This window comes from Pseudomonas yamanorum (assembly GCF_900105735.1).
GTDB lineage: Bacteria > Pseudomonadota > Gammaproteobacteria > Pseudomonadales > Pseudomonadaceae > Aquipseudomonas > Aquipseudomonas yamanorum.
In genome coordinates this window covers 4,925,965-4,947,246 of sequence record NZ_LT629793.1, presented here as the reverse complement: position 1 = coordinate 4,947,246, position 21,282 = coordinate 4,925,965, and the positions used below count along the sequence as shown (strand labels likewise).

Here is a 21,282-nt window from a genome sequence, read left to right as displayed (position 1 = left end):
GGTTTCTCACAAGGCTAGATCCTCAGGTGTGAATGTCATCTTGAATGAACGGTAGGGAGCGAAGTCGCTTGGTTTCATTCCCTGCATCTCGGTCAACCGGCCAATGTTCTTGACCGCTGCTACCGCCGAACTGTCGAACGAACCGTCGCCACTGGACTTGGCCACGCTGACCGAGGTCACCGTACCGTCCGGCAACATGCCGATCTGCAGCACTACTGTCATGCCTTTACGTGCCGAAGGAGGACGGGTCCAACCTTCCGCTGCCCGTGAACGAATCAGGTCATCGAAACTGCCCGCGACTTCATCACCACGTTCATCGGCCAAGGCTTGCTGGCGCTGCGGCGTGTCGGAAAGCAAATCGGCCAAGGCCTGGGCCTTTTTGTCTTCGGTCGATTTACGTGCTGCTTCCTGGGCCTTTTTCTTCGAGGCATCGGCGGCAGCTTTCTTCTTCGCGTCGTCGGCGATTTTCTTCTTCGCCTCGTCAGCTTCAGCTTTCTTCTTGGCGTCGTCCGCGGCTTTCTTCTTCGCGTCTTCGACTATCTTTTTCTTCGCGTCTTCAGCGGCCTTTTTCTTGGCCTCTTCTTCAGCAGCTTTCTTGGCTTCTTCTTCAGATTTCTTCTTGGCTATATCAGCCAATTGTTTCTCTTCAGCCTTCTTGGCTTCAGCAGCTTTATCGGCTTTCTTGGCTTCATCAGCCTTTTTAGCCTCGTCAGCTTTCTTCGCCTCGTCAGCCTTTTTCGATTCCTCGGCCTTTTGAGCCGCCTCTTCTTTCTTTTGTTCCGCAGCAGCCTTCACCGCTTCCTGCTCGACCTTCTTCTGTTCCATCTGCTCGACTTCAGTCTGGCGCGCAGCCGACTTCTGGGCCTCACCCGCAATCTTCTGATTGGTCTGGGTGGTGGCCTGGCTTTTCGATTTCAGCTGATACAGGGTCGCCTGCACGATCGGCTTGGCTGGCGGCAGGTCCGGGGTCATGGCAAAGCTGACGAACAGCATGCCAAACACCAGGACGTGCAGGGCAATTGCCCAGACGCTAGGCCAGAAGAAGCTTTCCGAGGCGGACGGCTCTCGCTGTTGGTGCATCAGGGCGCCTCGGTAATCAAGCCAACGTTACCGACGCCGGCCTTCTGCAGCCCGCCCATGGCGCCCATGACGGAGCCATAGTCGACGACCTTGTCGCCGCGGATGAACACCTGGGTGTGCTTGCCACCTTCGTTGCCGGCGCGAATGATCTTGGTCACAGCATCAGTCATCTGCGGCAAGGTCATGGCCTTGTCCTGCTGTTTCTGAGTGTCGACTTCGCTGCCAAGGTTCCAGTAATAGGTCTTGTCAGCCTTGATCGAAATGGTCAGGACCTGAGTGTTGTTGTCCTGCGGCAAGGCTTCGCTGGAAACCTTGGGCAGATCAACCTTCACGCCCTGATTGAGCATCGGCGCGGTCACCATGAAGATAACCAGCAGCACCAGCATCACGTCGATGTAAGGCACTACGTTCATCTCGGCGACCGGCTTGCGCTTTTTGCGAGCTCGAGCGATTAAAGCCATTGGGAATTACCTGCTTATTCTTCGCTGGTGTGCACTTTACGGTGCAGGATCGCCTGGAATTCATCGGCGAAGGTGTAGTAACGGCTGATCAAGGTTTCGCCACGAGCGGCAAAACGGTTGTAGGCGATTACGGCGGGAATAGCTGCGAACAGGCCGATGGCGGTGGCGATCAGCGCTTCGGCGATACCCGGGGCCACGGTGGCCAGGGTCGCTTGCTGGGCCTGGGCCAGGCCGCGGAAGGAGTTCATGATCCCCCACACGGTACCGAACAGACCGATGTACGGGCTCACGGAACCTACGGTGGCGAGGAACGGCAGGCTTTGCTCAAGCTTTTCTTCTTCGCGGGAAATCGCTACACGCATGGCACGGGCCACGCCTTCCATGACCGCTTCCGGGTCAACGCCTGGCTGCTGGCGCAGACGGGAGAACTCCTTGAAGCCGGCGCGGAAGATCTGCTCGACGCCCGAATCCGGGTCCGGGTTGCTGCCGGCCTGGCGATACAGTTTGGACAGGTCGATACCCGACCAGAAGCGCTCTTCGAAGCTCTCCAGGGCACGTCGACCGGCACGCAGCAGGTTGCTGCGCTGAAAAATCATGACCCAAGAGGTAACCGATGCGGCTACCAGGACCAGCATCACCAGTTGAACCACGACACTGGCATTGCTGACCAGGCTCCACATGGAGGAATGGTCGACGACGGTAGGTTCCACGCTAAATCTCCTGCTCTGAATGTTTACCCGCGCCGCTCACGCCGGCAAAGGCCGCGCGTAGAGCTTCGGGAATGGCCCGGGGTTTCAAACTATTGGTGCGAACACAGGCCACCAGGAACTGCCCCTCACAGAGCAGCGTTGCATCCGTAGCCCGCCTGACCTGCTGTTTAAAGCGCAGGCTGGCACGGTTCAATTCGGTTATTTCTGCGCTGACCAGCAGTTCATCGTCCAGTCGCGCCGGCGCGTAATAACGAGCCTCGCTGGAATGCACGACAAACAACAGGTCCTCCCCTGCCAGCTGGGATTGGGCAAAGCCCAGCTCCCGTAGCCGCTCGGTTCGAGCCCGCTCCATGAACTTTAGGTAATTGACGTAATAAACGATGCCGCCGGCATCGGTGTCCTCGTAATAAACGCGACAGCGATGTGCGAACGACTGATCCCCGTTTTGCGCGCGCATACTCTAGTGCTTACTCCTCAGGTTGCCAATCCGGCCAGGCAACTGTTTTTCATTCTGTGGCACATTTCTAACGAAAGAATGACGACGCCAGCCACTAGGACAGCACAAACGCCGAATAAATCGAATCGCCAAGCGTTTTTAATCGTCTACTGCATCAAGGAATTCGTCTACTACGGGCATCTCGCCCAATCGTGACGGAATGTTTAACCCAAAGTGCAGATACGCATGCCGGGTGACCACGCGCCCCCTCGGTGTACGCATGATGTAGCCCTGCTGGATCAGGTACGGTTCCAGTACATCCTCAATTGTGTGCCGCTCTTCGCTGATGGCTGCCGCGAGGCTGTCCACACCCACCGGGCCACCGTCGAACTTCTCGATCATGGTCAGCAGCAGGCGCCGGTCCTGGTGATCAAAGCCGTGTTCATCCACATCCAGCAGGTTCAGCGCCAGGTCTGCCACGGGCTTGGTGATATGCCCTTTGGCGCGTACTTCGGCAAAATCGCGCACCCGACGCAGCAACCGGTTGGCAATCCGCGGCGTACCACGGGCGCGGCGGGCGATTTCAAACGCGCCTTCCGGGTCCAGGGGCAAGCCGAGGATAGTCGCCGAACGGCTGACGATGGTGGCCAGATCCGCCGTGCTATAGAACTCTAGACGTTGAACAATCCCGAAACGGTCTCGCAGCGGATTGGTCAGCATGCCCGCACGGGTGGTGGCCCCCACCAGCGTGAACGGTGGCAGGTCGAGCTTGATCGAGCGCGCGGCCGGGCCTTCGCCGATCATGATGTCCAACTGGAAGTCTTCCATGGCCGGGTACAACACTTCCTCGACGATGGGCGAAAGCCGGTGGATCTCGTCGATAAACAGTACGTCGTGGGGCTCCAGATTGGTCAGCAGCGCCGCCAGGTCACCCGGACGCTCCAGCACAGGGCCGGAGGTGGACTTGATCGACACGCCCATTTCCTGGGCGATGATGTTGGCCAGGGTGGTCTTGCCCAAGCCCGGCGGGCCGAAGATCAACGTGTGATCCAGGGACTCGCTGCGCCCGCGCGCAGCCTGGATAAACAGCTCCATCTGCTCGCGCACGGTGGGCTGGCCGATGTATTCGGCAAGGCTCAGGGGGCGAATCGCCCGGTCCTGGACTTCTTCACGGTCACGGGGGCCGGTGGCCGCGATCAGACGATCAGCTTCAATCACTTAAATCATTCCCTTCAGGGCGCGGCGGATCATGTCTTCGCTGCTCAGGTTCTTGTCCTTGATGGCCGACACTGCCTTGCTCGCCTCTTGCGGCTTGTAGCCCAGGGAGATCAGCGCGCTGACTGCATCGCTTTCGGCACTGGCCACCGGCACACCCGGCGCATCCGGCTGGTTAGGCACCAGGGCAAACATGCTCGGCACGACCTCCCAGGCCTTGAAGCGGTCCTTGAGCTCCACCAGCAAGCGCTCGGCGGTTTTCTTGCCAACGCCTGGCACCTTGGTCAGCGCTGAAGTGTCCTGGGCCGATACGCAGCGCACCAGCTCATCCACTTCCAGGCTCGACATCAGCGCCAGCGCCAGCTTCGGGCCCACGCCGTTGAGGCGGATCAGCTCACGAAAGAAGTCCCGGTCACGCTTGCCAATGAAACCATAGAGCAATTGTGCGTCTTCGCGCACCACCAGGTGGGTGTGCAAGGTCAGCGGTTCACCGACCGACGGTAGGCGGTAGAGGGTCGTCATGGGCACTTCAAGCTCATAGCCCAGCCCGTTTACATCCAGAATCAGGTGCGGCGGCTGTTTCTCAGCCAGGGTGCCGCGCAAGCGTCCAATCACGTTCGAATCCTTAAGAATCGGCTCAGATCAAGGCCTGACCGGTAATAACGCGGGCATGCCGGCCGACAGCACAGGCCGTTCATGCACCCCACGCAGAATGATTGCGCTGATGCTATCAGAGACGCAGGCGGCCGCCACGACTGCGTGCCGTACCCAAGCCGTGGGGCATCAGGCTGGAACGGGTGTGGGCGTGGCAAATGGCAATGGCCAGGGCGTCGGAGGCATCGATTTGCGGTTTGGCGGTGAGCTTGAGCATGTGCATGACCATCATCATCACCTGCTCCTTATTCGCCGCACCAGTGCCGACCACGGCCTGCTTGACCTGGGTCGCGGTGTACTCCGCGATCTCCATGCCCTCCTCGGCACCGGCCACGATGGCAGCACCGCGGGCTTGGCCGAGCTTCAAGGCGGAGTCGGCGTTTTTTGCCATGAACACTTTTTCGATGCCCATGGTGACCGGGCCGTAAGTCTGGATCACTTCACGCACGCCGCGGTAAACGATCTGCAAGCGCTCGGCAAGCTCGCCGGCGCCGGTACGGATACAGCCCGACGCCACGTACACGCAGCCTCGCGGGGTCTGTTGGACCACGCCAAAGCCGGTGATTCGCGAACCGGGGTCGATACCTAGGATAAGAGTCATAACGCCTGCGGGATGGGTTTAAAGCGGATGCGCCAGGCACATGGTTTGTGTAACAGCATAGATCCCTGTGGGAGCTGGCTTGCCTGCGATACAGGCACCTCGGTGCTTCAGTTACACCGGGTTGATGCCATCGCAGCCTCGCCAAGGCTCGACAGCTCCCACATTGGATCTTTGGTGCTCTTAAACGAGCTGTTCGGCCACCAACTCCGGGATATCGGCATTGGAATAGACGTTCTGCACGTCATCCAGGTCTTCGAGCATATCGAGCATCTTGAGTACCTTCTGCGCCCCGTCCAGGTCCAGCTCGGCGCTGGTGGTGGGCAGCATCACGATTTCCGCATCGGTACCTTTGAAACCGGCCGCTTCCAACGCGTTGCGCACCGAGTAGAAGCCCGCGAACGAGGTAAACACGTCGATGGAACCGTCTTCGTTGGTCACCACGTCGTCAGCATCGGCCTCCATCGCTGCTTCGATCAGTGCATCTTCGTCAACACCCGGCGCGAAGGAGATCTGCCCCTTGCGCTCAAACAGGTAGGCCACCGAACCGTCAGTCCCCAGGTTGCCGCCACATTTGCTGAACGCATGGCGCACGGCAGCCGCAGTACGGTTGCGGTTGTCAGTCATGCACTCGACCATCACCGCCACGCCACCCGGGCCGTAGCCTTCGTAGCTCAACTCGACCATGTCGTCGGTATCGGCCGCACCGGCACCACGGGCCACGGCGCGGTCGATGATGTCGCGGCTCATGTTGGCGCCGAGGGCCTTGTCCAGGGCCAGGCGCAGACGCGGGTTGGAACCCGGGTCACCGCCACCCTGGCGCGCAGCGACGGTCAGCTCGCGAATCCACTTGGTGAAGATCTTGCCTTTCTTGGCATCCTGACGCTCTTTGCGGTGCTTGATGTTCGCCCACTTGGAATGGCCAGCCATAACACAACTCCGAAATTCTGTAGAAACCTGTCAATCCCGCCCCTGGCGGGACTTCCCTCTTTAACGTGCAGCCCTTGTAACGCAAAGGCGCATCCGAAGATGCGCCCTTAGCTGACAATGTAAAACCTTATCGCGCTTTCACGCTGCGGCCTTACTCAGCCTTTGGTGTCTCGCGCAGACGGATATGCAGCTCGCGCAGTGCCTTGGCATCCACCACACCCGGTGCTTGCGTCATGACGTCGGCAGCACTTTGGGTTTTCGGGAAGGCAATCACTTCACGGATCGACTGGGCACCGGTCATCAGCATCACCAGACGGTCCAGGCCGAAGGCCAGGCCACCGTGAGGCGGTGCGCCGTACTTCAGGGCGTCGAGCAGGAAGCCGAACTTCTCTTGCTGCTCATCTTCGTTGATGCCCAGCAGGCGGAAGACCGATTGCTGCATTTCCTTGCGGTGGATACGGATCGAACCGCCACCCAGCTCGGTGCCGTTGAGCACCATGTCGTAGGCACGGGACAGAGCGCCAGCCGGGTTGGCTTCGAGCTCTTGCGGCGTGCACTTCGGCGCGGTGAACGGGTGGTGCAGCGCGCTGAAGCTACCGTCGTCGTTCTCTTCGAACATCGGGAAGTCGACAACCCACATCGGCGCCCACTGGCAGGTCAGCAGGTTCAGGTCGTTACCGACCTTGATCCGCAGTGCACCCAGCGCTTCGCTGACGATCTTCGACTTGTCGGCGCCGAAGAACACGATATCGCCGTCGACCGCGCCAACACGATCAAGGATCACATTGAGGTTGGCTTCAGGGATGTTCTTGACGATTGGCGACTGCAGGCCTTCAACGCCCTTGGCGCGCTCGTTGACCTTGATGTACGCCAGGCCCTTGGCACCGTAGATGCCGACGAACTTGGTGTAGTCGTCGATCTGCTTGCGCGGCATGCTCGCAGCGCCAGGAACGCGCAGCGCGGCAATACGGCATTTCGGGTCGTTGGCCGGGCCGCTGAACACTTTGAAGTCGACGTCTTTGAGTTGGTCTTCAACGTCAACCAGTTCCAGCGGGTTACGCAGGTCCGGCTTGTCGGAACCGTAACGGCGCATGGCTTCTTCGAAGGTCATGTGCGGGAATTCGCCGAACTCCAGGTTCAGCACTTCCTTGAACAGGTTGCGGATCATCTGCTCGGTGATGCCCATGATCTCTTTTTCATCGAGGAAACTGGTCTCGATGTCGATCTGGGTGAATTCCGGCTGGCGGTCAGCCCGCAGGTCTTCGTCACGGAAGCATTTGGCGATCTGGTAGTAACGGTCGAAGCCGGCCACCATCAGCAACTGCTTGAACAGCTGTGGCGATTGCGGCAAGGCGAAGAAGGAACCGGCGTGGGTACGGCTCGGCACCAGATAGTCGCGAGCGCCTTCCGGGGTAGCACGGGTCAGGATCGGCGTTTCGACGTCGAGGAAGCCGTTCTCGTCGAGGAAGCGACGGATACTGGTGGTCATGCGCGAGCGCAGACGCAGCTTCTCGGCCATTTCCGGGCGACGCAGGTCCAGGAAGCGATACCGCAGGCGGGTTTCTTCGCCAACGTCGGAGAACTCGTTCAGTGGGAACGGCGGGGTTTCCGACTCGTTCAGCACTTCCAGTTCGTAACCCAGCACTTCGATCATGCCCGACGCCATGTTGGCGTTGGTGGCACCGGCCGGACGCAGGCGAACCTTGCCGGTGATCTTCACGACGTACTCGCTGCGCACGCGGTCGGCGGCGGCGAAGCTCTCGGCGCGGTCCGGATCGAACACCACCTGGGCCAGACCATCACGATCACGGATATCGAGGAAGATCACCCCGCCGTGGTCGCGGCGACGGTGAACCCATCCGCAAAGGGTGATTTCCTGACCTTCCAGGGTCTCGTTCAGTTGGCCGCAATAGTGGCTGCGCATCATGATAGTGGTTTCGCTTCTCGTAATTCGAAATTCGGTGGAGGCCTGCCTCATCACCGTACAGCTAAGTCAGGTGACGGATAATGCAGGAGCCTGCGCGTAGAGTTCAACTCAGTCTGCTTTGTCGCCGCCGGCCAGATTCTTCTTCGAACCGGTCTTGAAATCGGTCTCGTACCAACCGTTGCCACTCAGGCGAAAGCCCGGCATGGACAACATCTTCTTGAGCTCCGGAGCCTGGCAGGCAGGGCAATCGACCAGCGGCGCTGCGCTGATCTTTTGAATGGCTTCCAACTGATGACCACAGGAAGCGCATTGATAGTCGTACATGGGCATGGAGATGTCTCGGCGATCAGATCATTACTGCGCCACGCCCTGCCCTGGCTCTATCCCGTGGGAAAGTCCCGGCATGCGCAGCAAAGCCCGGGATTATATCTGGTAAATCGAGGCTGTGCAGCCGTAGCGGCGCGCTGCTCTTTATATAGGTGGCTGCAGCAGGCTTCTGCCAGGCGCCCGACCCGGGGCAATCCCGAGCCTGGCGACTGGCACAAGGATCATGCCAGGTCCGGATGGACACCCGACGCATTAAGGCGCTCTTTCAATACATGAACCACACAAACTACCCTGACCAGACCGCTGAAGTTCTTTACGCCGCCATATCGCAAGTGCACTTCACGGTCCACGTAAGACAGCAACGCACTGACCGAACATGTATTGATCCGGGCTATTTCCGCAAGGATATTCCAATAGACTTCTTCGAGTCGCAAACACGTCGAAAAGCCATTAAGCCGAACGGATCGGGACAATGGCCTGGCCAAGTTCATATCGAACCCTTTGGCAAAGGGGTCTACCTTTATCTTGTGCAACCCGCACGTTTCCATAACTCCATTACCTGCTCCGCGTGACATACACTTGACACTCCATTGCCTGACGGCCACTCATCAGTGTTGTCGTTGGCCGTTGAGCTATAAAACATCAAGAAGACAAGTGCAGCCAGAAGACAGGGAGCCGATCGCCGTAGGACAAGCCAACGCGTGTATCAGGAAGCTCGCGGGGTCAGGAAAATCGCCGAAAAACAGGCACGCGAGGGGCGTCAGCTCGACGCCCACCCGCCACCGGCATTACTTGTTTTCGAGCAGGGAACGCAACATCCACGCGGTCTTTTCATGAACTTGCATACGCTGGGTCAGCAAGTCCGCAGTGGGTTCATCGCTGACTTTATCCAGCAACGGGAAAATGCCCCGGGCCGTGCGGGTAACCGCTTCCTGGCCTTCGACCAATTGCTTGATCATGTCTTCAGCGCTCGGCACACCTTCTTCTTCCTTGATGGAAGAAAGTCGTGCGTACACCGAATAAGCACCCGGTGCGGGGAAGCCCAGGGCGCGTATACGCTCTGCAATTGAATCCACCGCCAGCGCCAGTTCGTTGTACTGCTCTTCAAACATCAAGTGCAGTGTGCGAAACATCGGGCCCGTTACGTTCCAATGGAAGTTGTGGGTCTTCAGGTAAAGTACATAGGTATCGGAAAGCAGGCGCGAAAGTCCGTCAACGATTGATTTACGGTCTTCTTCACTGATACCAATATCGATTGCCATGTGTTTCCCCTTCAATTGATAAATATTCATTGATCAGGTGCAGGACCACTCTAGCAAGAGTGCCGGCCTTGCGCAGCCCGGCCGCCCCTCTCGAGGTGCGGCAAATTGCCCCTCGCAGAGCGGGTTTACACGGCAGGCAAAGCTTCAAGCCCTGCCGAAAAAATTATCCGCCGCCGGCGAAAAAACCCCGCACCTGTCTAGGACAAGCGTTTGACGCAGAAATGCCGCATGCCTCGCAACAGCCCGAAATGCTTGATTTGAGTAGGCACAGGCTTTGCTGTTAAATAGGCAGCGTGTCGCCGCCGTTTTTGTTTGCGGCAAGTGGCATAGGCTGATACCCGTGTACGTGTCCAACGCCTCCCATTGTTCAGAAGCGAACCGTGCCAGTCAGCTCTTCCTCGTGATCCGTCTTAACGTGAGTTAATCAAAATGTTGAAAATCGTCCACCTGCTAACGGGCGCTGCAGCTTTGCTGCTGTCCTTTATCCCCAGCCTGCGATCAGAAACCCTGCCTTACCTGCAACAACCTGACGCTCTCTACCTGACCTTTTTTGGTCTTCTTAACCTGACACTGGCTCCAGTCATTCCTTACTGGAACAAAGGCCCGCGTCATCAACTGCAAAACCTGGTCAGCGCCCTGCTGGTCCTGGCTGTTGTCGTGCAAACCCTCACCCTGCTGGCGCCTATGCCTGAAGTCGGTGGCCACCCGGCCGTCCTGCTCAGCCTGGCAATCGCACTGGTCGCCATCGTTCTTCATCTGGCCATCAGTTTCTACCGTTCCTCCCCGGCCGCTGCGTCGCAAAGCTACGACATGACCAACCGGGATACCGGTACCGTGAAGTGGTTCAACACCTCCAAGGGCTTCGGCTTTATTTCCCGGGATTCGGGCGACGATATCTTCGTCCACTTCCGGGCGATTCGCGGCGAAGGCCATCGCGTACTGGTGGAAGGCCAGCGCGTGGAGTTCTCCGTCATGAATCGTGACAAGGGCCTGCAAGCTGAAGATGTGATCGCCGCGTTGCCGCGCCGCTGATTCCAGCACCCCGAAAAAAGAAACCGCGATGCAGCCTGGCTGCATCGCGGTTTTTTTATGCCCGGGGATTCATCCCTGCCTTATTAATAATGAGGCGGCGGCGCTTCTTCCTCGGATGACTCGAACTGGCCGCCCATTTCTTCCTGGCGCTTGAGCAACGCAGTCATCTGCATCTGCAGGCGTTCGACCGCCCGCTGCTGGGTGACCAGGATGTCATTGAGGGTCTCAATGGTGTCGTCCTGAAAGGCCAAGCGGCTTTCCAGGTCGGTCACACGGTCTTGGAGGTCCATGACTCAAGCCTCCAGAAACATGAAATCAGCCGGCAGGATCTCGCGCAGGCGTGCACGAATCGCCGCCAGCTGCTCGTCGCTGTATGGCTTCGCCGGATGCTTGCCCCAGACCGGCGCCGGCCAGGCAGCGTCATCGCGCTTGCGCACGATTACATGCACGTGCAGTTGGCTGACCACGTTACCCAGGGCACCGATATTCATCTTATCGGCGCCAAACCCTTCATTAAGCAGTTGCGCCAGCACCGTGCTTTCCTGCCACACCCGCTGCTGGTCAGCGACATCCAGTTGAAACACTTCGCTGATACCGTCGATGCGCGGCACCAGGATGAACCAGGGGTAATTCGAGTCATTGGACAGCAGCAGCCGGCACAGGGGGAAATCCCCAATGGGCAAGGTGTCTTGTTGAAGACGTGGATCTAAGGCGAACACAGCAGTCACTCCCGTTCGGCGGGTCAGGTTTCAGGCGCCCAGCATACCTGCGAATGCCGAGCGCTTCACGGCGAATGCATCAGGCCAAATACGCGCCCAAACAGCACGTCGCGAAAAAAAGCGCACCATTTCGAGACAGACCAATATTTCAGCTACGCTAAATGACCAATGCAGCCAATCCCAGTCAAAGACGGGACGTGGGATACGCTTAAAGACCTTGAGCCAGAGGGCTCTCAGGATAAGAACGCTGGCCTGGGGCAAAAACGCAGACCGGGAACAATCGCACCAAAATGACCCATTTGTGCCTCAAAGGGATCCGCCGACTACCCACCGAACGGGGTGAACCGGTAACGTTTTGCTCTGGTGCAGGTTTTATGCACCACCGGACAGAAGTGCAGCAGGCGCGTCAAGGCCAAACCAAACGGTGTAAAAAGCCCGCGCTTATGCGGTTTTTACACGGCGTTGACAATTTTCACGAAAAAATCACATTCGGTTTCCGGTTTGTGCACGCTTGTTGCATTCACCGTTGCATCGTCGACAACGGCACCGGCAGGAAGCAGGTGTTTCGCGACGGAAAACAACAGCGGTTCAATGCTTTTCAAGGAAGAGTTAAAACTTTGAGAAGGGAGGTTCCCACCCCCATCTCGATGCTTTTAAACAGTATTGAAGTTGTCAGTCCGGTTACAAGCGGACTGTGAATTTGCGACATGGAGCTAGCAATTTACGACAGGCCCGTAAAGAAGCTGAAAGGATAGATGTGCAAGTATCGTCAATAATGTCTGCGTGATATAACTTTGCGCCGACACAAAAAAGAAAGAGCCGCCCAGACAAAAATATAGGTGGGACGGCAGTACTCTTCCTAAAACCAAAGGAGCAAATCACGATGCGCGTGATGAAGTGGAGCATGATCGCCCTGGCTGTTTCAGCAGGCACCTCGCAGTTCGCAATCGCGTCCTCCCAGGACGATGCCAAGGGCTTTGTTGAAGACAGTACTTTCAGCATCAATACCCGTCTTCTGTATTTCAGCCGTGATATCCGCAACGAACCTGCTGGCGGTTACAAACCTGTTAAAGCAGGCAGTACTGAGAAGAAGAGCATCTCCGAAGAAACGGGCCTGGGCTTCAATGCTCTGTACCAATCAGGCTTCACCCAGGGCACCATCGGCGTCGGTGTTGATGTAATCGGTTTGCTGGGTGTGAAACTGGACAGCGGCCGTGGCCATGCAGGTACAGGCCTGTTCCCTAACGGCGCTGATGGCCGTGCACAGGATGACTACTCCAAAGGTGGCGCCGCCGTTAAATTCCGTTTCTCCGACACGGTCTTGAAAATCGGCGACCAATACACCACCGCTCCTGTCTTCGCTTCCGACGACAGCCGCCTGCTGCCTGAGCTGCCACAAGGTGTCTCGATCACCAGCAACGAGATCAAGGGCCTGAAACTGGAAGGTGGTCACTTCACCGCCAGCACCGCGCAAGCCCAGACCTACCATGACAGCCTGGGCCTGAAGGAAACCAACTTTGTCGGTGGCGTCTACGCGTTCACCCCAGAGCTGACCGGTAGCCTGTACTACGCGAAAACCGAAGACTACTGGAAGAAGACCTACGCCAACATCAACTGGACCCATGCCTTGAGCAAGGAACAGTCGCTGGCCTTTGACTTCAACATCTACAGCACCAAAAGTGATGGCCTTGGTCTGCAACGCGCAGAAAAAGACAACACCACCAAGCTCGACAACCGTGCCTACAGCTTGCAAGGCGCGTACACCATCGACGCTCACACCTTCACCCTGGCCTACCAGAAGGTCACCGGTGACGGCGACTACGGTTACGGCGTAGACGGCGGCGGCACGATTTTCCTCGCCAACTCCGTTGCCCGTTCCGACTTCAACGCTGAAGGTGAAAAATCCTGGCAAGCTCGCTACGACCTGAACATGGCCACCTTCGGCATTCCAGGCCTGAGCTTCATGACTCGTTATGTCACCGGTAGCGGTGCTGACAACGGCGTGACCAACAACGCCAAAGAGTGGGAACGCGACATCGAGGCCAAGTACGTGATTCAGAGCGGCCCGGCTAAAGACCTGAGCCTGCGTGTACGTCAAGCCACTTACCGCTCCAGCGATGGTGTGTACTACGGCTCGGCATCGTTGGACGAACTGCGTCTGATTGCGCAATACCCGCTGAACATCTTGTAATTGGCAGTTTGATTACAACGATGACTTAGGGCCTCGGCTCTAACTAAAAAGCCGCTCACTTGTTCACAAGTGAGCGGCTTTTTTATTGCAACTTAATCTCAACAACCCGATAACTAGCAAGCTAACTATCTAGTTTTGTCTCGCGAATTAAACCTGACACATTGGCCAAGTTTAGTCCGCGAGTCATATCGTCACTTCGCTGCACTTTCCTGCATGACGCGAATAACACGCTGCGGAAATGGAATATCAATCCCCGCGGCTTTCAAACGGTCACGTGCCAGTTCATTGAACATGAACATCACATCCCAATAATCCGAAGTCTTGGTCCAGACTCGCAGGGATACAGTGATCGAACTGTCGCCGAGGGTGGAAACTACCGCTGCCGGCGCCGGATCAGCCAATACCCGGGGATCCTTGGCCAGTTCCAGCAGCACTTCACGTGCTTTCTGCAGGTCGGCTTCGTAGTCGACACCCACATCAAACACTACCTTGCGGGTCGGCTGACGGTTGGTGTTGGTGATCAGGCCGTTGGACAGGCTGCCGTTTGGGATGATCACCGTCTTGTTGTCGCCGGTGCGCAGCACGGTGTGAAAAATCTGGATGCTGTCGACGGTACCGGAAGTGCCCTGGGCTTCGATCCAGTCACCAATGCGGAACGGACGGAACAACAGAATCAGCACGCCGCCGGCGAAGTTCGCCAGGCTGCCTTGCAATGCCAGACCGATGGCCAGGGTAGCGGCACCAATCGCGGCAACGAACGATGTGGTTGCGACGCCGATCATCGAGGCCACGTTAACCACCAGCATGACCTTGAGCGCAATGTTCGCAAGGCTGGTAATGAAGTGTTGCAGCGCCAGGTCAGCATTACGCAGTGCCAGCAAACGCCCCACTCGGTGGGTCAAGACGTTGATCAGCCACCAACCGATGGCCAGGGTGACCAAGGCCAGCAAAAACCGGCTGCCGTATTCCATGATCATCGGTAACCACGACTCCGAGGTCTTGATCAGGTGATCCACTTCAGCGTTCAAATCCATCTACATTCTCCTGTTTGCCGGATGCTCGGCATATTGAGTGGCCATAAATGCAATTGAGCCCCGTAGGGCTCAATGGTGGGCGCAGGCTCTGGGGCGTGGGACGTCAAAAACGCCCGCAGGTTCCCCAAAGAGCCATCAGTCGCGGAAGTTATTGAACTGCAGCGGCATGTCGAAGGTCTTGGCGCGCAAGGCGGCAATGGCCTCTTGCAAGTCATCACGCTTCTTGCCGGTGATACGCACCTGCTCGCCCTGGATCGCGGCCTGGACCTTGAGCTTGGCGTCCTTGACGTGAGCGACGATTTTCTTCGCCAGCTCCTTGTCGATGCCTTCTTTGAACACGACTTCCTGTTTCATCAGCTTGCCGGAGGCATAAGCGTCCTTGATTTCAAGGCACTGTGCATCGATCTTGCGCTTGACCAGCGACAGCTTGAGGATCTCAATCATCGCTTCAAGCTGGAAGTCGGCTTCTGCGGTCAGGTTGACGGCGAGGTCTTTCTCCTTGAACTCGAAGCTGCCCTTGCCCTTCAAGTCATAGCGACGATCCAGCTCCTTGACGGCGTTCTCGACGGCGTTGGTGAGTTCGTGCTTGTCCAGTTCGGATACCACGTCGAACGACGGCATGTAATTTCTCCAATAAAAAGGGGCGCGGCTCAGTAGAGATGGAGCACGCCCAGGCTAAAATGCCCGGGCATTATAGCGGTTCTTTCGCCTCGTTCACTGCGGGCAGCCTTACGGAGTAAAAACTGATGTCGACCACCTGGCATGTCCTCGGCGCTGGCAGCCTCGGAACATTGTGGGCTGCCCGCCTGGCCCGCGCCCGGTTGCCGGTGCGCCTGATCCTGCGGGACCACGCGCGGCTGGCGAGCTATCAGACCGGCAAGGGCCTGACCCTGGTCGAGCACGGCGTGGCTCACACCTATCCAGTCGTCGGCGAAACATCCGACAGCCCTGGGCCGATTCATCGCCTGCTGGTGGCGTGCAAAGCCTACGACGCCCAAGAGGCCGTCGCACAGCTTGAACATCGTCTGGCACCCCACGCCGAGCTGATCCTGCTGCAAAACGGCCTGGGCAGCCAGGATGCAGTCGCCGCCCAACTGCCCCAAGCCCGCTGCATCTTCGCCTCCAGCACCGAAGGCGCGTTTCGCGAAAGCGACTGGCGGGTCGTATTTGCCGGCCATGGCTACACCTGGCTGGGAGATGCGAGCCACCCTACCCCGCCTCTGTGGCTGGATGACCTGCAAGCCGCCGGCATCCCCCATGCATGGAGCACCGATATCCTCACCCGCCTGTGGCGCAAACTGGCCCTGAACTGCGCCATCAACCCGCTGACTGTGCTGTATCAATGCCGCAATGGGGAACTGCAAGCCCATCAGTGCGAAGTGGCCACCCTGTGCGCCGAACTCGCCGAACTGCTGGAATGCTGCGGCCAACCCGCCGCCGCGCAGGATTTGCAGAGCGAAGTGGAGCGGGTGATCCAGGCCACGGCGGCCAATTACTCATCGATGTACCAGGACGTGGCCAATGCCCGGCGCACCGAAATCAGCTACTTGCTGGGCTATGCCTGCCAGGCGGCCGCACGTCACCAACTGACCTTGCCGCACCTGCAACAACTTCAGGTCCGCCTGGTACAGCAACTGTCTGCACGCGGATTGCCCAGCGACTGAAGCACGCGCTACCCTGCCTGCTTGTTCCTTTGCAGCGAAAACCTTGATGCCACTGCGCCAGCGTCTCGAAAATCTACCGGTTGGGCAAAAACTGCTGGCGGCCCTGCTGGTCTTGTTGACCACCGTCTTGCTGGTGGCCAACCTGACCTTTATCAGCGCCGCCTACTGGATCTCCCAGGAAAGCATGGCGCCCCAGGCCTTGCAGGCCATCGGTCGACTGGTGTCGAACCCGTCGCTGGCTGCCCAAGCCCTGGACTCGCCGCTCAAGGCGCAAAACCTGCTGGATGAACTGACCAGCTATTCACCCTTGCGGGCCGCGGCCTTATATGACGGTGAAGGTACGCGCCTCGCCCAACTGCAACATGCCAATCGCCTGCACCTGCCAGCCAATTACAATGAGATCGAAATCTGGCGCGCCACCGAGTTTCGCAGCAATCAGGTGATCACCCTTCCCCGTGCCGGCCAACCGTCCGGGCATTTGCTGCTGGTGGCCAGCAGCGAACTGCCGGTGGCCTTTTACACCGGGACCTTCACCGCCAGCCTGGGCATCCTGATTTTCAGTGTGCTGCTGTGGCTGGTGATTGCCCGACAGATCAAGCGCCTGATTACCCGGCCGATCCATGAACTGGAAGAACTGTCGCGTCAGGTCACCCGGGAAGAGAACTACGCCTTGCGCGCCGGTCGCGGCAACCATGACGAAATCGGCAGCTTGGCCGAAGCCTTCAACACCATGCTTTCGCGCATCGAAGCCCGCGAGCAACAACTCAAGCGCGCGCGGGACGATTCCCAGGCCGCCTACGATCAGGCCCAGGGCCTGGCGGAAGAAACCCGCCACACCAACCGCAAGCTGGAACTGGAAGTCCAGGTGCGCAGCAAGATCGAGAAAAAACTCACCGGTTTTCAGAACTACCTCAACAGCATCATCGACTCGATGCCCTCGGCGCTGATTGCCCTGGATGAACAGCTCTACGTCACCCAGTGGAACCAGGAAGCCAGCGCGCTTTCCGGCACCCGTCTGGATGAGGCGTTGAACCAGCCAATCTTCCTTGCCTTCCAACCGCTCAAACCCTTTTTGCCGCAAATCAAGGCCACGGTGGAGCAACACACCGTGGAGCGGATCGAGCGGGTGACCTGGGTCAAGGATGACGAGCCCAAGCACTACGCCCTGACCTTCTACCCGCTGATGGGCGGCGCCGGGCGTGGCGTAGTGATCCGGATCGACGACATCACCCAGCGCCTGTCCCTGGAAGAGATGATGGTACAGTCAGAGAAGATGCTCTCAGTCGGCGGCCTGGCCGCCGGCATGGCCCACGAAATCAACAACCCGCTGGGGGCGATCCTGCATAACGTGCAGAACATCCGCCGCCGCCTGTCCAACGAACTGCCAAAAAACCTTGAGCATGCCGAACAGGTGGGCATCGACCTGGACATGGTCAACCGCTACCTGCAAAGCCGCGAAGTGCCGCAATTGCTCGATGGCATCCAGCAGGCCGGAGCCCGGGCGGCAAAAATCGTCACCCACATGCTCAGCTTCAGCCGCCGCAGCAACCGCCAGATGGCGCCCTGCGACCTGCCGGCCTTGATCGACCAGGCCGTAGAAATTGCCGGCAACGACTTCGACCTCATCGTCGGTTTCGACTTCAAGGGCCAGGCGATCATCCGCCAGTTCGACCCACAACTGGGCCCGGTGCCCGGCACCGCCAACGAACTGGAGCAGGTACTGCTCAACCTGCTGAAAAACGCCGCACAGGCGATTCACCAGCGTGAAAATGACAGCGAGCCCGGGCGTATCATCCTGCGTACCCGGCTCAACCCGCCGTGGGCGGAGATCCAGGTGGAAGACAACGGCATCGGCATGAGCGAGAACGTGCGCAAACGCACGTTTGAGCCCTTCTTCACCACCAAGGAGATCGGCCAGGGCACCGGGCTTGGCCTGTCGGTTTCGTACTTCATCATCACCAACAATCACAAGGGCCAGATGGAAGTCCAATCGACCCTCGGCCAAGGCACCTGCTTCACCCTGCGATTACCTTTGGCGGGCAGCCAATTGCCCCCCAACGAACTCACTCAACTGGAGCGCTAACCATGGGCTTTCGCCTGTCGAAGATTTACACCCGTACCGGCGACAAGGGCGAAACCGGCCTGGGCGATGGTCGCCGCGTGCCCAAGGACCATCCACGGGTCGAGGCGATTGGCGAAGTCGATGCGCTGAACAGCCAGCTGGGTTTGTTGTTGGCGGGTCTTGAGGAACAGAGCGGGCAGCATCCGGCATTGAAGGATGTGATCGAGGTGCTGACGCCTTGCCAGCATCGGCTGTTTGATCTGGGCGGCGAGTTGGCGATGCCGGTGTACAAGGCGCTGAATGCGGCGGAAGTCGACCGGCTTGAAGCGGCGATCGATCGCTGGAATGAAGAGGTCGGGCCGCTGGAGAACTTCATTCTGCCGGGGGGATCGGCGTTGATTGCCCAGGCTCATGTGTGCCGCAGCCTGGCTCGCAGTGCGGAGCGTCGGTGTCAGCACCTGAATGCTGTGGAACCGCTGGAAGGCGTGGGGTTGGCGTATATCAACCGGCTGTCGGACTTGCTGTTTGTGGCAGCCAGGGTGATCGCCAAGCGTCAGGGCGTTGCGGAGATTTTGTGGCAGGCGGCGGCAAAGCCGCACTAATGCTTACTGACTGATTGAGATTTGTGCCGAGGGAGCTTGCTCCCTCGGCACAACAAGCTCATCGGCCTGGTCCTTACACCTCAGGCCAAAACGCCCGAATCCCCGCCACGCCTTGCGCACCGGCTTCCCAGGCCTTTTCCCGCTCTGCAGGACCCACCCCACCCAGCAAGAACACCGGTTTGCTGAAACCACTGATCAACTGCTGCGCCTGCGCCCAACCTAACGGCTCGGCATCCGGGTGAGTCTGGGTCGGCTGAACCGGCGACAAGGTGACGAAATCCACGTCCATCAACTCCGCCAACGCCAGTTCTTCAGCATTGTGGCAAGACGCCGCCAACCAGCGATCCTTCGGCAAAGGACGTCCCTTGCTCGCGTATTTGCGCAGTTGCGCCGAGGTCATGTGCCAGCCGGCTGCGGGAAAATCCCCCAGCCATTCAAACGGCCCTTTCAGCATAAGCTGAGCCTTGCCCGCACACAGGCCCACGGCGTCCACCGCCAGGTCGCGGTACTTGGGGTCGTAACCGTTGGGAGCACGCAACTGAACCAGCTTGATGCCGCCAGCGATGGCCTTTTGAATCCCGCGCAGCAGGGTCGGCGTTTCCAGCTCACCCGGAGTGATCAGGTATTCAGCCGGCAAACGCGCTGCCGCTACGATCGGTGCGTTGGCCGCCGGAAACTCATAGTTAGGCAGGTCCCGTTGGGCCACCCACTCAAGGGGTTGCCCTTCGGCACCGTGAGGTTCGCCGGTAAAGGCCGAGACTTCCCAGACATCCAGCAACACCTGCTTGTCCGGGTAATCATGCTGCACCTTGATCAACGGACGAGCCGCCGTAACCTGAATACCCAACTCTTCCTGCAATTCACGGGACAGCGCGGTAGCGACCGACTCATCGGCCTCCACCTTGCCCCCGGGAAACTCCCAGAGCCCGCCCTGATGCTGGGTATCGGCGCGGCGCGCCAGCAGAATCCTGCCGTCGACACCCCGGATGACCGCTGCTGCTACATGAACTCGTTTCACCGCACTATTTCCTCTGAATCGGTTTGAAGACCTGCCTGGTATCAGGTGCGGTATTCCGCGTTGATCTTCACGTACTCGTGGGACAGGTCGGTGGTCCAGATGGTTTCGCTGCACTCACCGCGGCCCAATTCGATACGGATGGTGATTTCTTCCTGCTGCATCACCGCAGAACCCTGGGCTTCGGTGTACGTCTCGGCCCGGGCGCCACGGCTGGCGATGCACACCTCGCCGAGGAACACATCGATCTTGCTCACGTCCAGGTTCGGCACACCGGCACGCCCCACAGCGGCCAGGATACGGCCCCAGTTTGGGTCGGAGGCAAACAGTGCAGTCTTGATCAGCGGCGAGTGGGCCACGGTGTAGCCGACGTCCAGGCATTCCTGATGGTTGCCGCCGCCGTTGACTTCAACCGTCACAAACTTGGTGGCGCCTTCGCCATCACGCACAATGGCTTGGGCCACGTCCATGCACACTTCGAACACCGCCTGCTTCAAGGCTGCGAAATACGCGCCGTTGGACGAGGTGATTTCCGGCAGGTCGGCCTGGCCGGTGGCGATCAACATGCAGCAGTCGTTGGTCGAGGTATCGCCGTCGATGGTGATGCGGTTGAACGACTTGTTGGCGCCGTCGAGCATCAGGTTTTGCAGCACATCACGAGAGACTTTGGCGTCGGTGGCGATATAGCCGAGCATGGTCGCCATGTTCGGGCGAATCATGCCAGCACCTTTGCTGATGCCGGTGACGGTCACGGTGACGCCTTCGTGCACAAACTGGCGGCTCGCGCCTTTAGGCAGGGTGTCAGTGGTCATGATGCCGGTGGCCGCGGCCGCCCAGTTATCCACCGACAAGTCATCCAGTGCGGCTTGCAACGCGCCTTCGATTTTCTCGACCGGCAACGGCTCACCGATCACACCGGTGGAGTACGGCAGCACCTGGTTGGCATCAACGCCAGTCAGCTCTGCCAGCTTGGCGCAGGTGCGAGCAGCAGCGGCCAAGCCAGGTTCGCCGGTGCCGGCGTTGGCATTGCCAGTGTTGGTCAGCAGGTAACGCACCGGGCCTTCAACCCGCTGCTTGGCCAAAATCACCGGAGCCGCGCAGAACGCGTTCAGGGTGAACACACCCGCGACGGTCGAGCCTTCGGCACAGCGCATCACCACCACATCCTTGCGCCCCGGGCGTTTGATGCCGGCCGAAGCAATACCGAGTTCAAAACCGGCAACCGGGTGCAACGTGGGCAAAGGACCAAGACCAACAGCCATGAATGCGCTCCTAAAAATAGTGGATGTGTGACCCGTCACTCTCGACGGTGACAAAATGGCAAAACGCCGCGACGGCTGATGCCGGTCGCGGCGCGGGGTGT

The 21,282-nt window shown here is 58.9% G+C and carries 23 protein-coding genes; 5 read left to right on the top strand and 18 right to left on the bottom strand.

The window, feature by feature from the left end:
- Positions 1 to 6: 6 nt before the first annotated feature.
- From tolA to BLU46_RS23200, 12 genes are all read right to left on the bottom strand, one after another.
- Positions 7 to 1,080, bottom strand: a complete 1,074-nt coding sequence (gene tolA, locus BLU46_RS23255) for a cell envelope integrity protein TolA (RefSeq protein WP_017475681.1) — start codon at positions 1,078 to 1,080, stop codon at positions 7 to 9.
- The gene (tolR, locus tag BLU46_RS23250) at positions 1,080 to 1,532 is read right to left on the bottom strand and encodes a protein TolR (protein WP_161635741.1); all 453 of its coding nucleotides are present in this window, start codon (positions 1,530 to 1,532) and stop codon (positions 1,080 to 1,082) included. The genes tolA and tolR overlap by 1 nt, the downstream gene beginning before the upstream one ends.
- A gap of 23 nt (positions 1,533 to 1,555) precedes the next feature.
- Entirely contained in the window at positions 1,556 to 2,251 is a 696-nt protein-coding gene (tolQ, locus tag BLU46_RS23245) for a protein TolQ (RefSeq protein ID WP_003209819.1), read from the bottom strand.
- 1 nt (position 2,252) lies between these two features.
- Entirely contained in the window at positions 2,253 to 2,708 is a 456-nt protein-coding gene (gene ybgC, locus BLU46_RS23240; RefSeq protein ID WP_063027614.1) for a tol-pal system-associated acyl-CoA thioesterase, read from the bottom strand.
- Between the two features lie 138 nt (positions 2,709 to 2,846).
- Positions 2,847 to 3,905: a Holliday junction branch migration DNA helicase RuvB gene (gene ruvB / locus BLU46_RS23235; RefSeq protein WP_017475679.1), complete on the bottom strand. Its 1,059-nt coding sequence runs from the start codon at positions 3,903 to 3,905 to the stop codon at positions 2,847 to 2,849.
- On the bottom strand, positions 3,906 to 4,517 hold the full coding sequence (gene ruvA, locus BLU46_RS23230) for a Holliday junction branch migration protein RuvA (protein ID WP_010169952.1): 612 nt from the start codon (positions 4,515 to 4,517) through the stop codon (positions 3,906 to 3,908). It lies immediately after the preceding gene.
- A gap of 115 nt (positions 4,518 to 4,632) precedes the next feature.
- Positions 4,633 to 5,157 carry a crossover junction endodeoxyribonuclease RuvC gene (ruvC, locus tag BLU46_RS23225; protein WP_003209812.1) on the bottom strand — a complete coding sequence of 175 codons (525 nt, stop codon included), beginning with the start codon at positions 5,155 to 5,157 and terminating at the stop codon, positions 4,633 to 4,635.
- Positions 5,158 to 5,337: 180 nt separating this feature from the next.
- Entirely contained in the window at positions 5,338 to 6,084 is a 747-nt protein-coding gene (locus tag BLU46_RS23220) for a YebC/PmpR family DNA-binding transcriptional regulator (RefSeq protein ID WP_093205691.1), read from the bottom strand.
- 151 nt (positions 6,085 to 6,235) lie between these two features.
- On the bottom strand, positions 6,236 to 8,011 hold the full coding sequence (gene aspS / locus BLU46_RS23215) for an aspartate--tRNA ligase (protein ID WP_003209808.1): 1,776 nt from the start codon (positions 8,009 to 8,011) through the stop codon (positions 6,236 to 6,238).
- 108 nt (positions 8,012 to 8,119) lie between these two features.
- Complete coding sequence (locus BLU46_RS23210) at positions 8,120 to 8,341, bottom strand: FmdB family zinc ribbon protein (RefSeq protein ID WP_003209804.1); 222 nt, start codon at positions 8,339 to 8,341, stop codon at positions 8,120 to 8,122.
- A 218-nt stretch (positions 8,342 to 8,559) separates the two neighbouring features.
- Positions 8,560 to 8,913 (bottom strand): ribbon-helix-helix domain-containing protein, encoded by a 354-nt coding sequence (locus BLU46_RS23205; protein ID WP_081253086.1) that lies wholly within the window; start codon positions 8,911 to 8,913, stop codon positions 8,560 to 8,562.
- A 213-nt stretch (positions 8,914 to 9,126) separates the two neighbouring features.
- Complete coding sequence (locus BLU46_RS23200) at positions 9,127 to 9,600, bottom strand: Dps family protein (protein WP_003209800.1); 474 nt, start codon at positions 9,598 to 9,600, stop codon at positions 9,127 to 9,129.
- Positions 9,601 to 10,029: 429 nt separating this feature from the next.
- Between BLU46_RS23200 and BLU46_RS33380 the strand changes: the two genes are divergently transcribed.
- Positions 10,030 to 10,632, top strand: a complete 603-nt coding sequence (locus BLU46_RS33380; protein WP_003209798.1) for a cold-shock protein — start codon at positions 10,030 to 10,032, stop codon at positions 10,630 to 10,632.
- An 83-nt stretch (positions 10,633 to 10,715) separates the two neighbouring features.
- On the opposite strand, the gene BLU46_RS23190 is transcribed toward BLU46_RS33380, so the two are convergent.
- Positions 10,716 to 10,922: a SlyX family protein gene (locus BLU46_RS23190; RefSeq protein ID WP_017475674.1), complete on the bottom strand. Its 207-nt coding sequence runs from the start codon at positions 10,920 to 10,922 to the stop codon at positions 10,716 to 10,718.
- 3 nt (positions 10,923 to 10,925) lie between these two features.
- Complete coding sequence (locus tag BLU46_RS23185; protein WP_063027610.1) at positions 10,926 to 11,351, bottom strand: HIT domain-containing protein; 426 nt, start codon at positions 11,349 to 11,351, stop codon at positions 10,926 to 10,928.
- Between the two features lie 883 nt (positions 11,352 to 12,234).
- On the opposite strand from BLU46_RS23185, the gene BLU46_RS23180 reads away from it, so the two are divergent.
- Positions 12,235 to 13,542 (top strand): OprD family porin, encoded by a 1,308-nt coding sequence (locus BLU46_RS23180; protein WP_063027607.1) that lies wholly within the window; start codon positions 12,235 to 12,237, stop codon positions 13,540 to 13,542.
- A gap of 191 nt (positions 13,543 to 13,733) precedes the next feature.
- Here BLU46_RS23180 and BLU46_RS23175 read toward each other — a convergent pair whose 3' ends face one another.
- On the bottom strand, positions 13,734 to 14,576 hold the full coding sequence (locus BLU46_RS23175; RefSeq protein WP_093205686.1) for a mechanosensitive ion channel family protein: 843 nt from the start codon (positions 14,574 to 14,576) through the stop codon (positions 13,734 to 13,736).
- Between the two features lie 135 nt (positions 14,577 to 14,711).
- Complete coding sequence (locus BLU46_RS23170) at positions 14,712 to 15,197, bottom strand: YajQ family cyclic di-GMP-binding protein (RefSeq protein ID WP_093205682.1); 486 nt, start codon at positions 15,195 to 15,197, stop codon at positions 14,712 to 14,714.
- 125 nt (positions 15,198 to 15,322) lie between these two features.
- On the opposite strand from BLU46_RS23170, the gene BLU46_RS23165 reads away from it, so the two are divergent.
- The 3 genes from BLU46_RS23165 to BLU46_RS23155 are packed head-to-tail and all read left to right on the top strand — an operon-like array spanning position 15,323 to position 18,904.
- Positions 15,323 to 16,240, top strand: a complete 918-nt coding sequence (locus BLU46_RS23165; protein ID WP_093205678.1) for a putative 2-dehydropantoate 2-reductase — start codon at positions 15,323 to 15,325, stop codon at positions 16,238 to 16,240.
- A 46-nt stretch (positions 16,241 to 16,286) separates the two neighbouring features.
- Entirely contained in the window at positions 16,287 to 18,323 is a 2,037-nt protein-coding gene (locus tag BLU46_RS23160) for a sensor histidine kinase (protein WP_017475667.1), read from the top strand.
- A 2-nt stretch (positions 18,324 to 18,325) separates the two neighbouring features.
- The gene (locus BLU46_RS23155; RefSeq protein ID WP_063027599.1) at positions 18,326 to 18,904 is read left to right on the top strand and encodes a cob(I)yrinic acid a,c-diamide adenosyltransferase; all 579 of its coding nucleotides are present in this window, start codon (positions 18,326 to 18,328) and stop codon (positions 18,902 to 18,904) included.
- Positions 18,905 to 18,977: 73 nt separating this feature from the next.
- Here the strand turns inward: BLU46_RS23155 and BLU46_RS23150 are convergent, their stop codons facing one another.
- Entirely contained in the window at positions 18,978 to 19,922 is a 945-nt protein-coding gene (locus BLU46_RS23150; protein ID WP_093205674.1) for a Nudix family hydrolase, read from the bottom strand.
- Positions 19,923 to 19,963: 41 nt separating this feature from the next.
- On the bottom strand, positions 19,964 to 21,181 hold the full coding sequence (gene argJ / locus BLU46_RS23145) for a bifunctional glutamate N-acetyltransferase/amino-acid acetyltransferase ArgJ (RefSeq protein ID WP_063027595.1): 1,218 nt from the start codon (positions 21,179 to 21,181) through the stop codon (positions 19,964 to 19,966).
- Between the last annotated feature and the right edge of the window lie 101 nt (positions 21,182 to 21,282).

Excerpts from the sequence above, each read along its gene's own strand:
- BLU46_RS23220 (WP_093205691.1), bottom strand. The coding sequence starts at position 6,084 with ATGGCTGGCCATTCCAAGTGGGCGAACATCAAGCACCGCAAAGAGCGT.
- BLU46_RS23200 (WP_003209800.1), bottom strand. The coding sequence starts at position 9,600 with ATGGCAATCGATATTGGTATCAGTGAAGAAGACCGTAAATCAATCGTT.
- BLU46_RS23180 (WP_063027607.1), top strand. The coding sequence starts at position 12,235 with ATGCGCGTGATGAAGTGGAGCATGATCGCCCTGGCTGTTTCAGCAGGC.
- BLU46_RS23160 (WP_017475667.1), top strand. The coding sequence starts at position 16,287 with ATGCCACTGCGCCAGCGTCTCGAAAATCTACCGGTTGGGCAAAAACTG.
- BLU46_RS23155 (WP_063027599.1), top strand. The coding sequence starts at position 18,326 with ATGGGCTTTCGCCTGTCGAAGATTTACACCCGTACCGGCGACAAGGGC.
- BLU46_RS33380 (WP_003209798.1), top strand. The coding sequence starts at position 10,030 with ATGTTGAAAATCGTCCACCTGCTAACGGGCGCTGCAGCTTTGCTGCTG.
- tolA (WP_017475681.1), bottom strand. The coding sequence starts at position 1,080 with ATGCACCAACAGCGAGAGCCGTCCGCCTCGGAAAGCTTCTTCTGGCCT.
- BLU46_RS23205 (WP_081253086.1), bottom strand. The coding sequence starts at position 8,913 with ATGTCACGCGGAGCAGGTAATGGAGTTATGGAAACGTGCGGGTTGCAC.
- aspS (WP_003209808.1), bottom strand. The coding sequence starts at position 8,011 with ATGATGCGCAGCCACTATTGCGGCCAACTGAACGAGACCCTGGAAGGT.
- BLU46_RS23210 (WP_003209804.1), bottom strand. The coding sequence starts at position 8,341 with ATGCCCATGTACGACTATCAATGCGCTTCCTGTGGTCATCAGTTGGAA.
- ruvC (WP_003209812.1), bottom strand. The coding sequence starts at position 5,157 with ATGACTCTTATCCTAGGTATCGACCCCGGTTCGCGAATCACCGGCTTT.
- BLU46_RS23175 (WP_093205686.1), bottom strand. The coding sequence starts at position 14,576 with ATGGATTTGAACGCTGAAGTGGATCACCTGATCAAGACCTCGGAGTCG.
- argJ (WP_063027595.1), bottom strand. The coding sequence starts at position 21,181 with ATGGCTGTTGGTCTTGGTCCTTTGCCCACGTTGCACCCGGTTGCCGGT.
- ybgC (WP_063027614.1), bottom strand. The coding sequence starts at position 2,708 with ATGCGCGCGCAAAACGGGGATCAGTCGTTCGCACATCGCTGTCGCGTT.
- BLU46_RS23170 (WP_093205682.1), bottom strand. The coding sequence starts at position 15,197 with ATGCCGTCGTTCGACGTGGTATCCGAACTGGACAAGCACGAACTCACC.
- BLU46_RS23165 (WP_093205678.1), top strand. The coding sequence starts at position 15,323 with ATGTCGACCACCTGGCATGTCCTCGGCGCTGGCAGCCTCGGAACATTG.
- BLU46_RS23190 (WP_017475674.1), bottom strand. The coding sequence starts at position 10,922 with ATGGACCTCCAAGACCGTGTGACCGACCTGGAAAGCCGCTTGGCCTTT.